This is a genomic window from Burkholderiales bacterium, assembly GCA_035560005.1.
GTDB lineage: Bacteria > Pseudomonadota > Gammaproteobacteria > Burkholderiales > Eutrophovitaceae > DASRFY01.
In genome coordinates, this window is record DATMAN010000027.1 from 52,253 (window position 1) to 70,583 (window position 18,331).

The window sequence follows — 18,331 nt, forward strand, 5'->3', positions numbered from 1 at the left end:
CCAGACGGCCGCGCAGGCACGAAGTAAAACGACTCCCCGGGTTTGTTCATAGCCCCAGGACCTGCTGGGCGATGATGTTGCGCTGGATCTCGTTGGATCCGCCGTAGATCGTCGTCTTGCGATAGTTCAAATAGCGCGCCGCGAGCGCAGCCGCGTAGTCCGGGCCGACCGTGGCGCCGATCCAGTTGTCGCTCCAGGCCATCGGCAGGTACGGCAACGCATAAGGTCCGACCGCCTCCATCTGCAGCTCGGTCAGCGCCTGCTGGATTTCAGTGCCGCGGATCTTGAGGATCGAAGCCTCGGGCCCGGGCGCCTGGCCCGCACGCTCCGCCCCTGCCACTCGCAACACCGTCATCTCCAGCGCCGCGATATCGATTTCCAGCTGCGCGATGCGGTCGCGGAACACCGGGTCGTCGATGAGCCGCCGAGACCCGGCACGCTCGCGTGCGGCGAGATACTTGAGATAGTGCAGCTCGCGCTTCGAGTGGCCGACGCCGGCGATGCCGGTGCGTTCGTGCGAGAGCAGAAACTTGGCGATGCTCCAGCCGCGTCCCTCCTCGCCGACCAGATTCTCGGCCGGGACCTCGACGTCCTGGAACCACACCTCGTTGACCTCGTGCTCGCCGTCCAGGGTGATAATCGGCCGCACCTCGATGCCTTTGGAACGCATGTCGATCAGCAGCATCGAGATGCCTTCCTGCTTCCTTCCAGTGCTGGCGGTGCGCACCAGGCAGAAGATCATGTCCGCCCAATGGGCCTGGGTTGTCCACGTCTTCTGCCCGTTGACGATGTAGGCTGCGCCGCGTCGCTGTGCGGTCGTCTTGAGTGAAGCCAGATCGGAGCCGGCGCCGGGCTCCGAATATCCCTGGCACCACCACTGCTCGCCCGACAGGATGCCCGGCAGGTACCTTGCCTTCTGAGGCTCGGTGCCGAAGGCGATCAGCACCGGACCGATCATGTGCAGGCCGAAGGGCGAAAGCCGAGGCGCGCCGGCGGCGGCGCATTCCTCCTCGAAGATATGGCGCTGGACCGCGTTCCAGCCGGTGCCTCCGTGTTCCACCGGCCAGTTGGGCGCCACCCAGCCTTTTTGATACAGGATGCGATGCACGCGCAAGACATCCTGCTTCTCCAGCCGGCGATGCTCGAGCACCTTGCGTCTGACATCACCAGGCAGCTTCTCTTCGAGAAAGGCACGCACTTCGGCGCGGAATGCCTGTTCTTCGGCGTTGAAATCGAGATCCATCGCGGGGGAAAGGGCGGCGGCGCGGCGCCGAAAAAGAAAGTTGCGAGGATACGGGAAGCCGCGGAAGGCTGGCAACCGCAGGGGCTGCGCCGGCGGCCGGTCTCTATATAATGGCGACGGGGGTTGGCTGATCAATCGCGCCGCTGACGGGCGCATCCGGAGGATCTCATGAATATCCGAGACGACCATGCAGTCCGGGAACTGAATCAATCGCTAAATCTGGAGCCCCTGTGGCTGCCGTTCACGCCCAACCGGCAGTTCAAGGCCGCACCGCGGCTGCTCGCCGGCGCCAAGGACATGCACTACTTCACACCCGACGGGCGCAGGGTCCTCGACGGTATTGCCGGGCTGTGGTGCGTGAACGCAGGACACTGCCGCGAACCAATCGTCAACGCCATCAAGAAGCAGGCCGAGACGATGGACTACGCCACCGCGTTCAACATGTCTCACCCCGGCGCGTTTCAGGCCGCGGCGTCGCTGGTGCGCATCGCACCTGAAGGGCTCGACCGCGTCTTCTTCGTCAACTCCGGCTCCGAGGCGGTGGACACTGCGCTCAAGATCGCGCTGGCCTATCACCGCGCCCGGGGTCAACCGCAGCGTCACCGGTTTATCGGGCGCGAGCGCGCCTATCATGGGGTGGGCTTCGGCGGAATGTCGGTCGGCGGCATCACCCCGAACCGCAAGGTATTCAGCCCCGCGTTGCTGCCGGGGGTCGATCATCTGCCGCACACCCATCTTCCGGAGAAGAACGCGTTCTCCCGAGGTCAGCCGGAATGGGGCGCGCACCTGGCCGACGAACTGGAGCGCATCGTTGCGCTGCATGATGCATCCAACATCGCGGCGGTGATCGTCGAGCCGGTAGCCGGATCGACCGGCGTGCTGGTGCCGCCGAAGGGGTATCTGCAGCGCCTGCGAGCCCTGTGCGACAAGCACGGGCTGCTGCTGATTTTCGACGAGGTCATCACCGGCTTCGGGCGCACGGGCGCCGCCTTCGCAGCGCAGACCTTCGGGGTGACTCCGGACATGATCACCTTTGCCAAGGGGATCTCCAACGGCGCGGTGCCCTTGGGCGGCGTATTGCTGAGGAAGGAAATCTACGATGCATTCATGACCGGCCCGGAGTGGACGATTGAATTCGCGCACGGCTACACCTATTCGGGACACCCACTCGCCACCGCCGCGGCCATTGCCACCCTGGATCTATACGAGCAGGAAGGGCTTTTCGATCGCGCGCGCGAACTGGCGCCTTACTACGAGCAGGCGGTACATTCGCTCAAAGGGCTGCCACACGTGATCGACATCCGCAACATCGGGCTGATGTGCGGGATCGAGCTGGCACCGATCGCCGACAAGCCCGGCGTGCGCGCCTACGAGCGCTTCGTGAAGTGCTTCGAAAAAGGCGTGCTCGTGCGCTCGGCGGGCGACACCATCGCGCTCACGCCGCCGCTGATCGCCGAGAAGAAACACATCGACGAGATCGTCGGCACGCTCGGTGATGTGTTGAAGTCCATCCCGTAGGCATTCACCACGAAGCAACTGCGCCGGAGTTTGCCTCGCGCCGGGTGGCAGGAGTCTGGTTTCTCCGTGCCTCTGTGGTCCAAACAACCATGAAAATCGTCATCGCCCAGATGCAGCACGAGACCAACACGTTCTCGCCGGTCGCCACGCCGTGGGAGGCTTTTGGCAACAACGGTCCGTATCTCGGCCGTGACGGTTACGAGGCGACCAAAGGCACACGCCTCGCGATGGCGGCATTTCTCGATCTGGCGGACTCCATTGGCGCGCAGATCCTCACCCCGGTGGTCGCCTGGGCCAATCCCAGCGGCCCGGTGGATCCCGGCGCCTACGAACGGATCTGCGATCTGATCTGCGAAGCTGTGTCCAAAGGCTGCGACGCGGTCATGCTCGATCTGCATGGAGCGATGGTGGTGCGAGACTGCACCGACGACGGCGAGGGCACGCTGCTGGAACGGATCCGCGCAATCGCGCCCCGAACGCCAATCGCCGTGTCACTCGACCTGCACGCCAACCTGACCGAGCGCATGGTACGCAATTGCGATGTCCTGACCGGCTACAAGACCTATCCGCATGTCGACCAGTACGAGTCCGGCCATCTCGCGGGCAGCATCCTGTTGCGCCAGCTGCGAGGCGAAGTCAGGCCGGTGATGGCCTGGGGCAACCGTCCGTTGCTGGCGCACACGCTCAAGCAGAACACGGCCGAGCAGCCGATGCAGGAATTCGCCGACGCGGCGCGCGAAGCCGAGCGCAAGGGATTGCTCGCGGCCACCGCGTTCGGCGGCTTCCAGCAGGCCGACATCTTCGAGGCGGGAGTCAGCGTGGTCACCGTCGCCGACGGCGATCGCGCTCTGGCCCAGGCAGCATGCGACAAGATTCTCGATGTGGCATGGGCCCGGCGGGAAGACTTCGTATATCGCGGCCGCCCGCTCGCGCAGGCGATCGCGCAAGCGAAGCGGATGGCAGATCAGTCCGGCGGCCCGATCCTGCTGCTCGATCACGCCGACAACTGCGCCTCGGGCGCCACTCAGGACACGATGCACGTGCTCCGGGAAGCGCTGCGTCAGGGCCTGACCGGCATCGCAGTGGGACCGATCCGGGACCCCGAAGCGGTGAAGACGCTGATCGATGCCGGCGTGGGCGCCAGAGTGACCCTGCCCATCGGCGGCAAGATGGACATGCCGGCCATCCAGCGCAAGGGCGAGCCGCTGGAACTTTCGGGCGTGGTCCGCGCGATCACCGACGGCGAGTACACGATCACGGGGCCGCAGTTTACCGGCATGCGCTGTTTCATGGGCCGCACCGTCGTGTTCGACACTGGCGTGGCGCGGATCGTGATCACCGAGCGCAACCAGGAGCCCTGGGACCGCGGCGTGTTCGAAAGCGTGGGCATTGATCCGACGCGCCAGCGCTATCTGCTCCTGAAGTCGCGCATGTACTACCGGCCCGTGTTCCTGCCGATCGCCAAGGGCGCCGTGCTGTGCGACGGCGTCGGCGTGGGCTCCTCGGACTGGACGCAGTTCACCTATCGCAAGATCCGCCGGCCGATCTATCCGCTGGACGAGCACGTTTTCGCCGCGGCGCCCGCAAGCGCCCACCGTTGACCTCTCCGATGAAACCATGAACAAGCCCATCACCAAGGAAGCACTGGCCCCGAAGGAAATCAGCCACTACGTCGCTGGCCACGAGGTGCGTGGCGCGAGCGGCCGTTTCGGCGAGGTGTACAACCCCGCCACCGGCCAAGTGACCGGCCGGGTGGCGTTCGCCACCGAATCGGAGGTGGCTGCGGCAGTTCGGGTCGCGCACGAGGCTTTTGCGTCGTGGGCCGCCACGCCGCCGCTGAAGCGCGCGCGCGTGATGTTCCGCTTCAAGGAACTGCTCGAGCGCGACATGGACCACCTGGCTGCCATCATTACTTCCGAGCACGGCAAGGTGCTGTCCGATGCGCGCGGCGAGGTGATCCGCGGGCTTGAAGTCGTCGAGTTCGCCTGCGGCATCCCGCACCTGCTCAAGGGCGAATACACCGAACAGATCGGCGCGGGCATCGACAGCTACTCGGTGCGGCAACCGCTGGGCGTGTGTGCGGGCATCACGCCGTTTAACTTCCCCGCGATGGTGCCGATGTGGATGTTCCCGCTCGCGATCGCCTGCGGCAACACGTTCGTGCTCAAGCCTTCGGAGCGCGACCCGTCCCCCGGCAACCATCTGGCCAGTCTGCTCAACGAAGCCGGCCTGCCCGAGGGGGTGTTCAACGTCGTGCACGGTGACAAGGTCGCGGTCGATGCGCTGCTCAAGGATCCTCGAGTCGCCGCGGTGAGCTTCGTGGGCTCCACGCCGATCGCGGAGTACGTCTACCGCATGGGCACCGCCGCCGGAAAGCGCGTCCAGGCGCTCGGAGGCGCCAAGAACCACTTGGTGGTCATGCCCGACGCCGACCTTGACCAGGCGGTCGATGCGCTGATCGGCGCGGCCTATGGCTCCGCCGGCGAGCGCTGCATGGCGATCTCGGTCGGCGTTGCGGTCGGTCCGATCGGCGACAAGCTGGTCGAGAAGCTCGCCGGGCGCGCTCGGGCGCTGCGGGTGGCGCCCGGCTCCGACGCCACAGCCGAGATGGGGCCGCTGGTTAGCCGGCAACACCTCGACAGAGTAACCGGCTACGTCGAAAAGGGCGTGCGGGAAGGCGCCAGGCTGGTGGTCGATGGACGGGGTCTGAAGGTACCCGGCCACGAGAACGGTTTCTTTCTCGGCGGCTGCCTGTTTGACCACGTGCAGCCGGACATGACGATCTACCGGGAGGAGATCTTCGGGCCGGTGCTGTCGATCGTGCGCGTGCCTGATTTCGAGTCCGCGGTCCAGCTCGTCAATGGGCACGAGCTGGGCAACGGGGTGTCGATCTTCACGCGCGATGGCGACTGCGCCCGCGAATTCGCCGCGCGCATCCAGATCGGAATGGTCGGCATCAACGTCCCCATTCCCGTTCCGATGGCCTTTCACAGCTTCGGCGGCTGGAAGCGCTCGCTGTTCGGCGACCACTACGTCTACGGTGCAGAAGGCGTGCGCTTCTACACGCACCTGAAGACCGTGACCAGCCGCTGGCCGACCGGCATCCGCAAGGGCGCCGAGTTTGTCATGCCGACGATGAAGTAGATCCCACCGCCCCTTCTTCGGCTTGCACAGACGACGGGCAAGCGGGCGCCGGCCATGGCAACCATCGACTCGACGACCCGGCTGCGCGAGCCGATCGGCACCCCGAGCGAGGCCGTCCGTCTCGAGATTCACCGCGGGTTGAACGCCAACGCGCGCTCCCCGGCAGGGTCGCGAGGCCTCGTCGCGGCGTTTGACGCCGGGGTACGCTCGCGCTACAAGACGAATCTGCAGTCCGGTGGCCGCCCCGCATTCAAGAACGGGAAGCCGGCACGCGAACGAAAGGGAGGGCTGCCATTCAAGGAGGCAACCATGTTTCGTTCGATCCTCGTCACCGTAGCGGCCGCTGGCGTGGTGTCTACGGCCTACGCCCAGGGCGATCCCTGGAGTCAGCGCGGCGACTGGCTGAAGAGCCAGATCGACACCTGCAAGGCCGCCACGTCGGCTTCGCGCGACGTTTGCCGTTATCTGGCCGCGGAAGCGCTGAGGGAGCTGTTCGGCATCGAGGACTTCTGCCCGGCTAGCGCGTGCATGACGGGACCGGAGATCGAGGCGGCGCTGCGCAACGATCCGCACAATTGGAGCGTGCTGGGCAGCGCCGTCGATCAGGCCGTGCTCGACAAGGCCCGCGAACTGGCGGATCAGGGCAAGGCCGTGGTCGCCGGGCACAATGCAGAGGACCGCAGCCAGGTCGCGATCATCATGCCCGGCAAAGCGGTACCCTCCGGCAAGTGGGCCATGGAACGCGTGCCGCTCGGGGTCGCGGCCCGCAGCGACGCACCGGAGCGGTCGATCTACGCCGAAGGGATCAACTGGGTCTTCTCCGACCCGGCCAGAGTCACGCTATACGTCAGGCAGTAGCGCTCGAGATCACCGCCTGAGGGCGGCCGTCGAGTGCCGCTTCGAGCGCCGCCCAGGACAGGCGGGCGCAGTTCAGCCGTGACGGAGACTGGCGCACCAAGTCCACGATCGCCGCGGCTTCCTCGGATGGGGCGCCTGCACCCAGGGAAGATTCGGAGCGCTGGGCCAGCAAGGCGGCGAATTCGCGCGCCAGGCGGCGAACCTCCCCTACCGCGCGACCCGTGACCAGCACGGTCATGATCGAGGCCGAAGCCATCGATATGCCGCAGCATTCGCATTGAAAAGCGGCTTCCCGTACGATCTCGCCCTCCAGCCGCAGGTACACCGAGAAGCTGTCCCCGCACAGAGGGTTCACGCCTCGTGCGACGTGGCTCGCGTCCGCGATCGCGCGGTAGTTGCGCGCGTTCTTGATGTGGTCCATCACCACATCGTCGTAGAGGCTGCGGCGCTCGCTCAAGGTGGCCTCCTCAGGCAAGCGGGCGCCCGCCGTCCACCGGGATGATGCATCCCGTCGAATACTTCAGATGCGTGGCCACCGCCAGCGCCGCGGCGCCCACCTCCTCGGCGCGCGCCAGCCGCTTGAGCGGCGTTCGCGCGGCCTGTTCGTCGCGCCACTTCTTGTCCAGTCCCTTCACGAACTCGGTGTCGACCAGACCCGGCGAGAGCGAGACCACGCGGATTTCGGGCGCCAGGGCTCGCGCCAGCGACTTGGTCATCGAATCGAGCGCCGCCTTGGAGGCGCAGTAGGCGACGTTGCTTCCCATGGCGGTCACGCCGGCGATGGAGGAGACGTTGATGATGAGTCCGCCTTCGCCCGCCCTGAGCAGGTCGCGGAAGGCGCGAACCGCCGCGAAGGCTCCGCGCCAGTTGACGCGAAAGATATCGTCGATCAGTTCGTCATCCAGCGCGTCCAGGTCGGCGTGAGGCACGAAACGCGTGATCCCGGCGCAGTTGACGAGCACGTCCAGCCTGCCTTCGCGCTCTTCGACCTCCCTGGCGAAGCTCTTGATCGCTGTGGAGACGTCGACCGGCACGTACTTCGTCCAGTGCCCGCCGCCGGGCAGCGAACCGACCAGATCGCGGGCCGCCTGCTCGTTGTTGTTGTAGGTGGGGATGCACCTCGCACCGGCGTGGGCGAAATGGCGGCAGATCGCCGAACCGATCGCACCCGAGCCGCCGATGACTACGCAGACCTGCCCCTGCATGTCGATGCGTTCCTTAGCCTGCCGAACCCTGGAGACACGGGGCAACAGAGAACTTCAAGGCCGAATCTACCACCCCGATGCCCCGGCACAAAGCAACCCGGCACAAGAGATCCTGGGGTTTCTTGGCGCCTTGGTAGCGAATATTGAAGTCGATTGTCTCTGTGCCTCTGTGTCGTTTTGTGGCGAAAAACCCCTACGCCGCCCGCCGCTTGCCATAGCGGCGCACGCGCAGATCGGCCTGCGCCTTGTGGCCTGCGAAGCCCTCGATTGCGCACAGCCGCGAGCAGTACTCGCCGATCATCGCCGTGGCTTCCGGCCTGACGCGCTGGTAGGTGCAGGTCTTGATGAATTTTCCGACCCACAACCCGCCCGTATAGCGCGCCGCCTTGCGCGTGGGCAGCGTGTGGTTGGTGCCGATCACCTTGTCGCCGTAGGACACGTTGGTTTCCGGCCCCAGGAAAAGCGCCCCGTAGTTGGTCATGTGCTTCAGGAAATAGTCCGGATCGCGCGTCATGACCTGCACGTGCTCGGAAGCGATGCGGTCGGCCTCCCGCACCATTTCGGCGTCGTCCTTGCACAGGATCACCTGGCCATAGTCGCGCCAGGCCTTGCCGGCAATCTCCGCAGTCGGCAGAGTCTGCAACTGCCGCTCGATTTCCTTCATCGTTTCCTCGGCCAGGCGGCGCGAAGTGCTCAGCAGGATGGCTGGGGAATTCGGCCCGTGTTCGGCCTGGCCGAGCAGGTCGGTGGCGCACATCTCGGCGTCCACCGTGTCGTCGGCGATGATCAGCGTTTCGGTCGGTCCGGCGAACAGGTCGATTCCGACCCGGCCTGAAAGCTGGCGCTTGGCCTCGGCGACATAGGCGTTGCCGGGCCCCGCGATCATGTCGACCGCTTTGATCGAGCTTGTGCCCAGCGCCATGGCACCGATCGCCTGGACGCCGCCCAGGGTGTAGATCTCGTCCGCACCCGCAAGGTGCATCGCGGCCACGATCGCCGCGTGCGGCTTGCCCTGATAGGGCGGGGCACAGGCGATGATGCGCTTCACGCCCGCCACACGCGCGGTCACGATGCTCATGTGCGCGGAAGCCACCAGCGGGTATTTGCCTCCCGGCACGTAGCAGCCCACGCTGCCGACCGGGATGTTCTTGTGCCCGAGCACCACGCCCGGCAGTGTCTCGACCTCGACTTCGCGCAGCGCATCGCGCTGGATCCGGGCGAAGCGGCGGATCTGTTCCTGGGCGAACTTGATGTCGTCGATCACCCGCCCGGGCAGACTGCGCACCAGGTCCTCGATCTGCGCCTTCGAGAGCCGGAAGTCCGGCGGATTCCAGTGGTCGAACTTCTGGGACAGCTCGCGTACTGCCGCGTCTCCGCGCTTCTCGATGTCGGCAAGAATCTCCTCTACGGTCTTGCGCACCTGAGCGATGTTGGCGGCATCTTCCTCGGCGGAAATGCCTTTCTTGAGCCAGATAGCCATGGCCGTAACCTTTCGGATCGGGGTAAGTAAACGCGTCCGGAGAAGGACGCGCTGCCTTCTGTTCGGGGAGGGACGCTGGAAGTAGCGCTATTTTCGACCGTATACGACGCAGCGTCAATGCATGCGCCCGTCCCGGGACGGGCGCCGGTGGATCGCGGGCCGATTTTCGGCCGCTCGTCCGGACGCCGCGGTCAACCCGGACGGCGCCTCGAACCGGTACAGCGGCGCCACTGCAGCAGGACTTCGGCAGCCAGCAATGGGAGAGTCCAGCTCATCCAGAGAAAAGCCGTGAAGCGTTCGAGCCGGGTGCCGGTATCGGCGAACAGCGGACTGACCAGCAGCAGGCGAAACGTCACGAACGCGAAAGTCAGGACGTAGCTGCGGATCATCCATTCGCGATGCGCTTCGATCTGCTGGTTACGAATGGCGATAAAGGCCATGCTCGTCGTGGCTACCCAAGCGCATCCGAGGAAAAAGGTCGCCACGCCGAATGTCCAACCTATCACCGAGTGGAACGACAGGTAGAAGGCACTGATCGCCCCGAGTGCGACGGCACACAGGTACACGCGGCCGGTCACGCGGTGCGCGTCCGGGAAGCGCTGGCGCAGGGCCGCCAAGAACTGCAGCAGCCCGCACAGCAATGCCAGCGACCCCGCGCTGAAGTGCAGCAGCAGCCAATAGCGGTTCGGCCAGAACCCACGGTACGAACTCTCGGTGAATACCAGATAACGCTGTGCCGCATGCGCGGCGAACGCGACCGCGAGGATCGCGGCGATGCCCCACATCACCCGGCCCGGCCATCGCCCCGCACGAGCGGCCTGCAGCGAAGCGGACGCGTTCGAGGCGGAAAGGGTCGCGGCGCCTGCTCTTCCCATGATCATGTCCTCCTTGCAACGACCAGCAGGCAGTGTCCAGCCGCGGCTGAGCGAAAACCAGCCCAAACCCTGCCCAATTCCTGACGAAAAGGCGGGAACGCTACCCGTGCGGGACGGCGGCCAGTTCCTGCTGCCAGAGCCAGGCAGCCACCCGGTCGGTCGCCCGCGCCAGCCGATAGCGGTAGGTGTTGAAGGGAAGATCGAGCAGCTCCGCAGCCTGCTCCTGGGTGGCGGCCGGTTCCAGATAGGTCTGCAGAAGGGCGAGATAGAGCTTGTGGTCCTTGGGGTTGGTTGCGAGCGTTTGCGCCGCCTCCTGCAATAGTGTGCGCAGCCGCTCGACCGGCTGTTCGGTGCCCTCATGGCCCGCCACCAGGCGGGTGTGCAACAGCGGGTTGTGACACAGGCTCGCCGGCCGCGAGTAGTCGCGCAGAGCCGCGCGTACCGCTGCCGTAAACGCTTCCTCGGTCAGCACGGCATACGGCGCGCACGCGGGCTTCTCGCTGACGCGCTCGGCCCCCGACCGCAGCCAGAGTGCGGCGGGTTCGCTGCGCCAGTCGTGCGCAAACACCGCATAGCGCCGTGCGCCGACCTCGAAGTCCGCGGCCGGGGCGCGGCGTATGCGGATCTTCTCGAACATCGGCTCGAAGCGCCCGGGGTGAGCCATCGCATGAAACCACCAGGCGAGCTTCGGGCGCCGGATCCAGCAAATCATCGATGCGACCGCCGTCAAGTTGAACACCTGCGAGACCTCCTGGTAGCCATCACGGCTCATCCAGTAGCGCCCGTGCAGGATCTCTTCGCCGGCCCGCAGTGGAGCGGTCCGTCGTACGAACTCGAGGGCTTGGGCCGCGGCCGGATCGGTAGCCACGTCCTCGGGGCTGGCCATGTCGAGGCGCACCAGCGCGCAGAATCCCAGCAAGTCGCCGTGCATCCGGCGAATGGCAAGGAACGCCTTGGGCTGCCGTGCCAGCCAGTGGCGGGCGATGGCCGCCGATTGCAAACCTTCGTGCCTCTCGACCATCGCGACGATCTCGGCATGGTCGGCCGGGGATGCGGGCTCGGCGTAAGCGTCCCCGAACGATGCCCAGTCGAAATATGGGCGGATCGCCGGGTTGTGGCGCTGGACGTGCAGCATGTCGAACCACGCGCGCTGCTGTTGCAGCCCGCGAGCGCGCTCCAGCCGCGAATGGAGATAGTCGAGAACGCGCTGCTTGAGGGTCTCGCAGAGGTCCGGATTGCGACGGCGCAGCTCGGCGTAGATCACCTCGCGTGCGAGATCGTGCGGAAACAGCCCGTGCACACCGTGCTCGATGAAGGACAGCTGGCCGAGCCACTCGAACAGCACGCCCGCGTCCGTGTCCCGCAGACAGGCGGCCAGCAGCGCCTCAGTGGTCGCCCACACGGTCACGCACACATACAGCGCACACCAATGTCGGTGACTCGGAACTTCCCCAACGAACCGGTCGAGCAGGACGCGCACGACTTCAGGCTCGTTGCCGGGGTGGACCTGCCTTGGGTCGCCGCGTGCCGCCGCATCCGCAAACAACGACAATGCCAGCGGGTGTCCATGCGTGAACTCAAGCGCCCGAAGTCTCTGCTCCGGAGGGATCTGGCGCAGCGCGAGATAGGCCAGGCTCTCTTGCGCGGAGAAGTTGCCCAACGCCACAACACGCGTGAGCGCGGACCACTCCGGATCGGTGCGCCAGCCGGGATCCGGTTCGTTTCTGCCGGCAAACACGACGAGCGTGCGCGCAGGCAGAAGCGGAAGCCAATGCATGCGCAGCCATGCGTCCAGCGGAGCCAGCCGCTCGTAGGTGTCGATCAGCAGTACAGCGCCGCTCGGCCAGCGTGCCGCGACTGCGGCGGGGTCGACGCAATCCAGTCGGAGCGCCTGGCTGAGCGCCAGGAGCAAACCGCCCGGCGAGGGATCGACGTCGCGCGCGTCCAGGAGAACTGGCAAGCGGCCCGCCTGCGTAGCCAGCCGGCGGTACTCGCGCAGCAACGTGGACTTGCCCACGCCTCCCGGCCCGTGGATGTGCAGCACGGCGAACGGCGCGTGCTCCCCGAGCAGCGCAGCACGAAACAGCGCCAGTTCCAATTCGCGTCCGACGAAACGGCTGCGGCGCGCAGCCTCGAGCCGGTCGGCGATGCGCATGGAGTCGGTCACGAAGTCGAACACAACCAGGCCAGGGCACAGGCGTCGTGAGCACCTCGCCCCTCGGGTTTGCGGACCGATACTACGACTCTGCCCGAGTTCTGTTCAAGCGACTGGGTTTCGTGCGGTCCGGCAGAAGGGAAAATCGACCTCGGGTCGGCGCCCGGAGATCAGGTCGGCGATCGCGGCACCCGACCCGCAGGCCAGCGTCCAGCCCAGCGTGCCGTGTCCCGTGTTCAGGTACAGGTTGGCGAAGCGGGTGCGCCCGATCAGCGGCACGTTTCCGGGCGTGGCCGGCCGCAATCCGGCCCAACGGGCAGCGCAGGCGTAGTCGCCGCCGCGCGGAAACAGCAGCCGCAAACGCTCGACGATCGCCTCGCAGCGTGCGGCGGTGATCGACGTGTCGTAACCGGTCAGCTCGGCCGTGCCCGCCGCCCGCAACCGATGACCGAGTCTGGAAATCGCGATCTTCGCGTTCTCGTCGGTCAGGCACAGGCTGGGGGCTGCGTCGTTCGGGCCGATCGGCACGGTCACCGAGTAACCCTTCACGGGGTACACCGGCAAATGCACGCCGATCCGGGCGGTGAGCAGCGGACTATAGCTGCCCAGAGCGACCAGATAAGCATCGGCGCGCAGCCGTTCGCTCCGCCCGCCCTCGCGCACTTCCACCGCACCGATGCGATCGCCCTCGACGTGAAGACCGAGAATCTGCGCGTTGTGGCGCAGCGTCGCACCTTTGCCCTGCGCCAGCACAGCCAGCCGTTGCGCGAACAAATGGGCGTCGCCCGACTCGTCCTCCGGCGCATAGGTACCGCCGACGACCTTGACTGTGGACTCGCGCAACGCCGGCTCCAGCGCGAGAACCTCGCCCGCGGTCTTTACCGACAGCGCGACCCCGTGACTTTGCATCAGCGCAACACGCGAGCGAGCCGCCGCAAACTCCGCCTCGTCGGTGTGCAAGTGGAGGATGCCTTTCTGCAGCTGGTCGTAGACGATTCCGGTCTCGCGCCGCAGCGCCTGCAACTGCATCCGGCTGTACAGAGCAAGGCGCAGAATGGTCAGCGTGTTGCGCCGGGTGCGCGAAGGCAGGCATTCGAACAGGAAGCGCAACCCCCAGGACCACTGGCGCCAGTCCGCGCGCAGCCTGAACAGCAGCGGCGCGTCTTCGCGCCCTAGCCACTTCAGGATCTTGGCCGGCGCGCCGGGATTGGCCCATGGCTCGGCGTGCGACACCGAGATCTGGCCGCCGTTGGCAAAGCTCGTCTCCATACCCGGCGCGGGCTGGCGCTCGATCACGGTCACTTCGTGGCCGGCCTTGGCCAGGTACCAGGCGCTGGTCACCCCCACCACCCCCGCGCCAAGGATCAGCACTTTCATCGAGGCAAGAATTCAGTGCGAAGCACCAAAGGCAACAGGAAGATCAGTACAGACACAAGACGGCGAGAAAAGACGAGGTTGCGGCTCATCGGCGAAGAAAGCCTCTGCTCGATCGCGACTCCATTTCTGGCTCAAGTACCGAGATCTACTCTTGAACGATTTCGTCCTGGCTTTCTCGGTGTCCTTCGTGTCCGTCGCGGTGATCGATCCTATTCTCATTGGGCGCACCAACCTCCGTCCATGAGCACGTCGTTGCCGGTCATGAAGGCGGCAGCCTCCGAGCAGATGAACAGCGCGAGCTGGCCGATCTCCTTCGGGTCGCCCCAGCGCGCCATCGGGGTTGCCGCCATCAGCGCCGCGTTCTTCTGCGCATCGGCCCGCAGCGGCGCGGTCAGATCGGTGGCGTAGAAACCGGGGCTGATGGCCACCACGTTGATGCCGTCGGCCACCAGTTCGAGCGCCATGCAGCGCGTGAGCGCCAGCAGGGCGGATTTGGACGCGCAATAGGCGCCTCGGCCAGGACTGCCGACATGGGCCATGATCGAAGTGAGGTTGATGATCCGGCCCCATCGATGCGCCCTCATGTGCCCAATGAACGCGCGCGACATCAGGAAGGCACCGGTCAGATTGGTGTCGATGACGGTGCGCCACTCTTCCATAGAAAAGTCCGCCACGTTCTTGCGCACCGCGGTACCGGCGTTGTTGACCAGGATATGGGCGTTGCCGAAGTGGTTGTGCACCTGGGCGGAGAGCCTGTTGACCTCGGTTTCGTTCCTCACGTCGACCTGATAGATTTCGCTCGGCGCACCGAGCGCCTTGGCCAGCGCTTGGGTCTCCGTCAGCTTGGCCCGGTCGCGCCCGACCAGCGCCAGCCGGGCACCGGCCCCACCGAGGGCCAGCGCGATCGCCCGGCCCAGCCCGCGGCTTGCGCCAGTGACCACGGCGGTCTTGCCCTCCAGAAATCTTCCGTCCATCGCCGTCCTCGCCTGCTCGGTGTTGGAAAGCCGCGAGTATACAAGCCGTCAAATATCCGGACGCCTCGGCTAGAATCCGCGCAAAGCGGTCCGCCCGGCGGCCGGACGGCACATTCGAGCGGCGCTGCGACGCCCCCAGGAGGAGACATGCAGACACGCCACTTCGCGTTCTGGCCGAAGAACGTGGCGCGGGAGGTTTCGTTGCCGCCCGTAAGCGTTTATCGAAACCTCGAGGCGGCCGCTGCGCGCTTCCCCGAGAAAACCGCCGTCGTCTTCTACGGCTCGACGCTCAGCTACGAGCGCCTGAAGCGCGAAACCGAGGCGCTGGCGGGATTCCTGCGGCAGCGCTGCGCAGTGCGCAGGGGCGACCGCGTGCTGCTGTTCATGCAGAACAGCCCTCAGTTCATCGTCGCGTTCTACGCGATCCTGCGCGCCGACGCGATGGTGGTACCGATCAACCCGATGAACCTGACCGACGAGCTGTGCCATTACCTCGCTGACAGCGATGCGCGCGTGGCGATCGCCGGACAGGAACTCTACCCGCAGTTGCAGCCGCTGCTCGGTCGGGGCCTGGACCATGCGGTTCTGGCGGCCTATTCGGAATACCTGGACGCCCCGAGCGGCCTCAAGGTCCCGGACGCGGTGGCGGCGCCGCGGCAGATGATCCGGGAGGAGCGCGTCACGCTGTGGAGCGAAGCGCTTGCCCTGTCTGCCGACCCCGGTCCGCACGAGGCCGGCCCGGACGACCTGTGCGTCATGCCCTACACCTCCGGTACCACGGGAAGGCCGAAGGGCTGCGTGCACACGCATCGCACCGTAATGAGCACCATCGTCGCCGGCGCGGCGTGGGTCGACATGGGACCGCAATCGGTGGTGCTGGCTACACTGCCGATGTTCCACGTCACGGGCATGCAATGCAGCATGAATCAGCCGCTGTACTGCGGCGCCACCGTCGTGGTGATGACGCGCTGGGACCGCGATACCGCGGCTGAGCTGATCCAGCGCTACAAGGTGGACGGCTGGACCAACATCTCGACCATGGCGATCGATTTCCTGGCAAACCCCGACCTCTCCCGCTACGACCTGTCCAGCCTGAAGCACATCGGCGGCGGCGGCGCTGCGATGCCGGAGGCGGTCGCCTCGCGCCTGGAGGCGCTCACCGGACTTTCCTACATCGAAGGCTACGGTTTATCGGAGACGATCGCCCCCACGCACATCAACCCGCCCGGGCGCCCGAAGAAGCAGTGCCTGGGAATCCCGATCTGCGCCACCGATTCGCGCGTGATCGATCCGGACGCTCTGCGGGAGCTGGGGCCGAACCAGGTCGGGGAGATCGTCTCACGCGGTCCGCAGATCTTCCTCGGCTACTGGAAGAATCCGGCCGCGACCGAAGCGGCCTTCATCGAACTCGAAGGCCAGCGCTTCTTTCGCACCGGTGATCTCGGTTACTACGACGAGGAAGGGTATTTCTTCATCGTCGACCGGTTGAAGCGCATGATCAACGCTTCGGGCTACAAGGTCTGGCCGGCAGAGGTGGAAGCCGTGCTCTACGGTCATCCCGACATCCAGGAAGCCTGCGTCATCGGCGTGCACGACTCGCACCGGGGGGAGACGGTCAAGGCGGTGGTCGTGCTCAAGGAATCGAGCCGCGGCAAGGTGCGTCCGGAAGATATCATCGCCTGGTCGCGGGAGAAAATGGCGGCCTACAAAGTGCCGCGCCTGGTCGAGTTCGTCGCGAGCCTCCCCAAATCGGCGACCGGCAAGATCCAGTGGCGCGTGCTGCAGGACGCGGAGAACCGGCGCGCTCAGGACGCGCCCGTATGAGCCAGGCGCGTCACTTCAAGTTCTGGCCGAAGAATCTCTCGCGCCACCTTTCGATTCCCGCCACTTCGCTTTTCTACAACCTCGAAGTGGCGGCCCGACGCTACCCTGCCAAGGACGCAATCGTGTTCTACGGCACCCGCCTGCCCTATTCCAGGCTCCTGCGCGAAGTGGAGCTGATGGCCGGCTTCCTGCAGCATCGGTGCGGCGTGCGCAAGGGCGATCGCGTGCTGATCGACATGCAGAACAGCCCGCAGTTCGTCATCGCCTGGTACGCCATCCTGCGCGCCGACGCGGTCGTGGTGCCGGTCAGCCCGATGAACGTCACCGATGAACTCGTACACTACTTCGACGACAGCGGCGCGGTCACTGCGCTGTTCGGACAGGAACTCTATGACCGGATGCAGCCGCTGCTCGGCCGGCAACTCAAGCACGCGATCGTGGCGAGCTATTCGGACTATCTGGCGGATGCTGCCGACCCGCAGCCGCCGGAGTTCCTGCGCGCCGAGCGCAGGCTGCTCACCGATCCGGGGGTCGTATCGTGGAGCGATGCCCTGGCTGCGGATTACAGCCCCCTGGCGTCCGAGGCATCGAGCGCCGACCTCGCCGCCATCCTCTACACCTCGGGCACGACCGGAAAACCCAAGGGCTGCATGCACACGCATTCCACGATCATGGCCACGACCGTCGGCGCGGCGCTCTGGGAAATGATGTCCCAGGACTCGGTGGCGCTCGCCACCGCGCCGATGTTCCACGTCACGGGACTGCAGCACAGCGTCAATGCTCCGATCTACGCCGGCGCAACGATCGTCATCCTCCCGCGCTGGAGCCCGGAGGCGGCCGCGCTGCTAATCGAGCGCTACGGTTGCACGCACTGGGCCAACGTGCCCACCATGGTGGTGGACCTGCTGGCGCATCCGGCCACGGAGCAACGCGACTTGTCGTCGCTGCAGGTGATCTTCGGAGGTGGCAGCTCGATGCCGGAAGCCGTCGCCCAGCAGCTCTACGAGCGCTGCGCAATCCGCTACATGGAAGCCTATGGAATGACCGAGACGATCTCGCAGACCCACATCAATCCGATCACGGACCTGCGCAAGCAATGCCTGGGCATTCCGACTTTCGACACGATCGCGCGCGTCATCGATCCGGACACCCTGCGCACGCTCGGGCCGAACGTCCTCGGCGAGATCGTCGTTCACGGTCCGCAGGTCATGAAGGGCTACTGGAATCGCCCGGACGCCGACGCGCAGACGTTCATCGAGATCGACGGCCTGCGTTTCCTGCGTACCGGCGATCTGGGACGCTACGACAAGGATGGCTTCTACTATATTGCGGATCGCCTCAAGCGCATGATCAACGCCTCGGGCTACAAGGTCTGGCCGGCGGAGGTCGAGGCCGCTTTGTACAAACACCCCGACATCAAGGAAGTGGCCGTCATTTCGGCGCCCGATGCGCGCCGCGGCGAGACGGTCAAGGCGGTGGTGGTGCTCAGGGACGAGGCCAGAGGAAAGCTCACCGCGGAAGCGCTGATCGCGTGGGCGCGTGGACACATGGCGGCCTACAAAGTACCGCGGCTGGTGGAATTCGTCGACGCGCTCCCGCGTTCCGGGACCGGAAAGATACAGTGGCGCGCACTGCAGGAAGCGGAGTGGTCCAGGGTCGGGTCTTCCTGATGACCCCT

The 18,331-nt window shown here is 65.9% G+C and carries 14 protein-coding genes; 6 read left to right on the forward strand and 8 right to left on the reverse strand.

Translation table 11 applies throughout. The features are described from left to right. Window positions 1-46: 46 nt before the first annotated feature. Window positions 47-1,243 (reverse strand): acyl-CoA dehydrogenase family protein, encoded by a 1,197-nt coding sequence (locus VNM24_02970; GenBank protein ID HWQ37560.1) that lies wholly within the window; start codon window positions 1,241-1,243, stop codon window positions 47-49. A 168-nt stretch (window positions 1,244-1,411) separates the two neighbouring features. Between VNM24_02970 and VNM24_02975 the strand changes: the two genes are divergently transcribed. From VNM24_02975 to VNM24_02990, 4 genes are all read left to right on the forward strand, one after another. Continuing rightward, complete coding sequence (locus VNM24_02975) at window positions 1,412-2,761, forward strand: aspartate aminotransferase family protein (protein ID HWQ37561.1); 1,350 nt, start codon at window positions 1,412-1,414, stop codon at window positions 2,759-2,761. A gap of 89 nt (window positions 2,762-2,850) precedes the next feature. Then, window positions 2,851-4,362 carry a M81 family metallopeptidase gene (locus VNM24_02980; GenBank protein HWQ37562.1) on the forward strand — a complete coding sequence of 504 codons (1,512 nt, stop codon included), beginning with the start codon at window positions 2,851-2,853 and terminating at the stop codon, window positions 4,360-4,362. A gap of 16 nt (window positions 4,363-4,378) precedes the next feature. Further along, window positions 4,379-5,905, forward strand: coding sequence for a CoA-acylating methylmalonate-semialdehyde dehydrogenase (locus VNM24_02985; GenBank protein ID HWQ37563.1), 1,527 nt, complete (start codon window positions 4,379-4,381; stop codon window positions 5,903-5,905). Between the two features lie 309 nt (window positions 5,906-6,214). Then, on the forward strand, window positions 6,215-6,763 hold the full coding sequence (locus VNM24_02990; protein ID HWQ37564.1) for a hypothetical protein: 549 nt from the start codon (window positions 6,215-6,217) through the stop codon (window positions 6,761-6,763). Here VNM24_02990 and VNM24_02995 read toward each other — a convergent pair. The 7 genes from VNM24_02995 to VNM24_03025 form a co-directional block, all read right to left on the reverse strand. Continuing rightward, on the reverse strand, window positions 6,753-7,220 hold the full coding sequence (locus VNM24_02995; GenBank protein HWQ37565.1) for an SUF system NifU family Fe-S cluster assembly protein: 468 nt from the start codon (window positions 7,218-7,220) through the stop codon (window positions 6,753-6,755). The genes VNM24_02990 and VNM24_02995 overlap by 11 nt on opposite strands. A gap of 10 nt (window positions 7,221-7,230) precedes the next feature. Next, on the reverse strand, window positions 7,231-7,968 hold the full coding sequence (locus tag VNM24_03000) for an SDR family oxidoreductase (protein HWQ37566.1): 738 nt from the start codon (window positions 7,966-7,968) through the stop codon (window positions 7,231-7,233). A 193-nt stretch (window positions 7,969-8,161) separates the two neighbouring features. Then, a complete protein-coding gene (gene hisD, locus VNM24_03005) occupies window positions 8,162-9,448 on the reverse strand; it encodes a histidinol dehydrogenase (protein HWQ37567.1) in 1,287 nt (428 codons plus the stop codon). Between the two features lie 191 nt (window positions 9,449-9,639). Beyond that, window positions 9,640-10,323, reverse strand: a complete 684-nt coding sequence (locus VNM24_03010) for a DUF2306 domain-containing protein (protein ID HWQ37568.1) — start codon at window positions 10,321-10,323, stop codon at window positions 9,640-9,642. A gap of 100 nt (window positions 10,324-10,423) precedes the next feature. Continuing rightward, window positions 10,424-12,490 (reverse strand): ATP-binding protein, encoded by a 2,067-nt coding sequence (locus VNM24_03015; GenBank protein HWQ37569.1) that lies wholly within the window; start codon window positions 12,488-12,490, stop codon window positions 10,424-10,426. A gap of 93 nt (window positions 12,491-12,583) precedes the next feature. Next, complete coding sequence (locus VNM24_03020; GenBank protein HWQ37570.1) at window positions 12,584-13,855, reverse strand: D-amino acid dehydrogenase; 1,272 nt, start codon at window positions 13,853-13,855, stop codon at window positions 12,584-12,586. Between the two features lie 215 nt (window positions 13,856-14,070). After that, window positions 14,071-14,829, reverse strand: a complete 759-nt coding sequence (locus tag VNM24_03025; protein ID HWQ37571.1) for an SDR family oxidoreductase — start codon at window positions 14,827-14,829, stop codon at window positions 14,071-14,073. 147 nt (window positions 14,830-14,976) lie between these two features. On the opposite strand from VNM24_03025, the gene VNM24_03030 reads away from it, so the two are divergent. Together VNM24_03030 and VNM24_03035 are read left to right on the forward strand one after the other, a co-directional pair. After that, entirely contained in the window at window positions 14,977-16,653 is a 1,677-nt protein-coding gene (locus VNM24_03030) for a long-chain fatty acid--CoA ligase (GenBank protein HWQ37572.1), read from the forward strand. After that, window positions 16,650-18,323 carry a long-chain fatty acid--CoA ligase gene (locus VNM24_03035; protein HWQ37573.1) on the forward strand — a complete coding sequence of 558 codons (1,674 nt, stop codon included), beginning with the start codon at window positions 16,650-16,652 and terminating at the stop codon, window positions 18,321-18,323. The genes VNM24_03030 and VNM24_03035 overlap by 4 nt, the downstream gene beginning before the upstream one ends. Window positions 18,324-18,331: the final 8 nt, after the last annotated feature.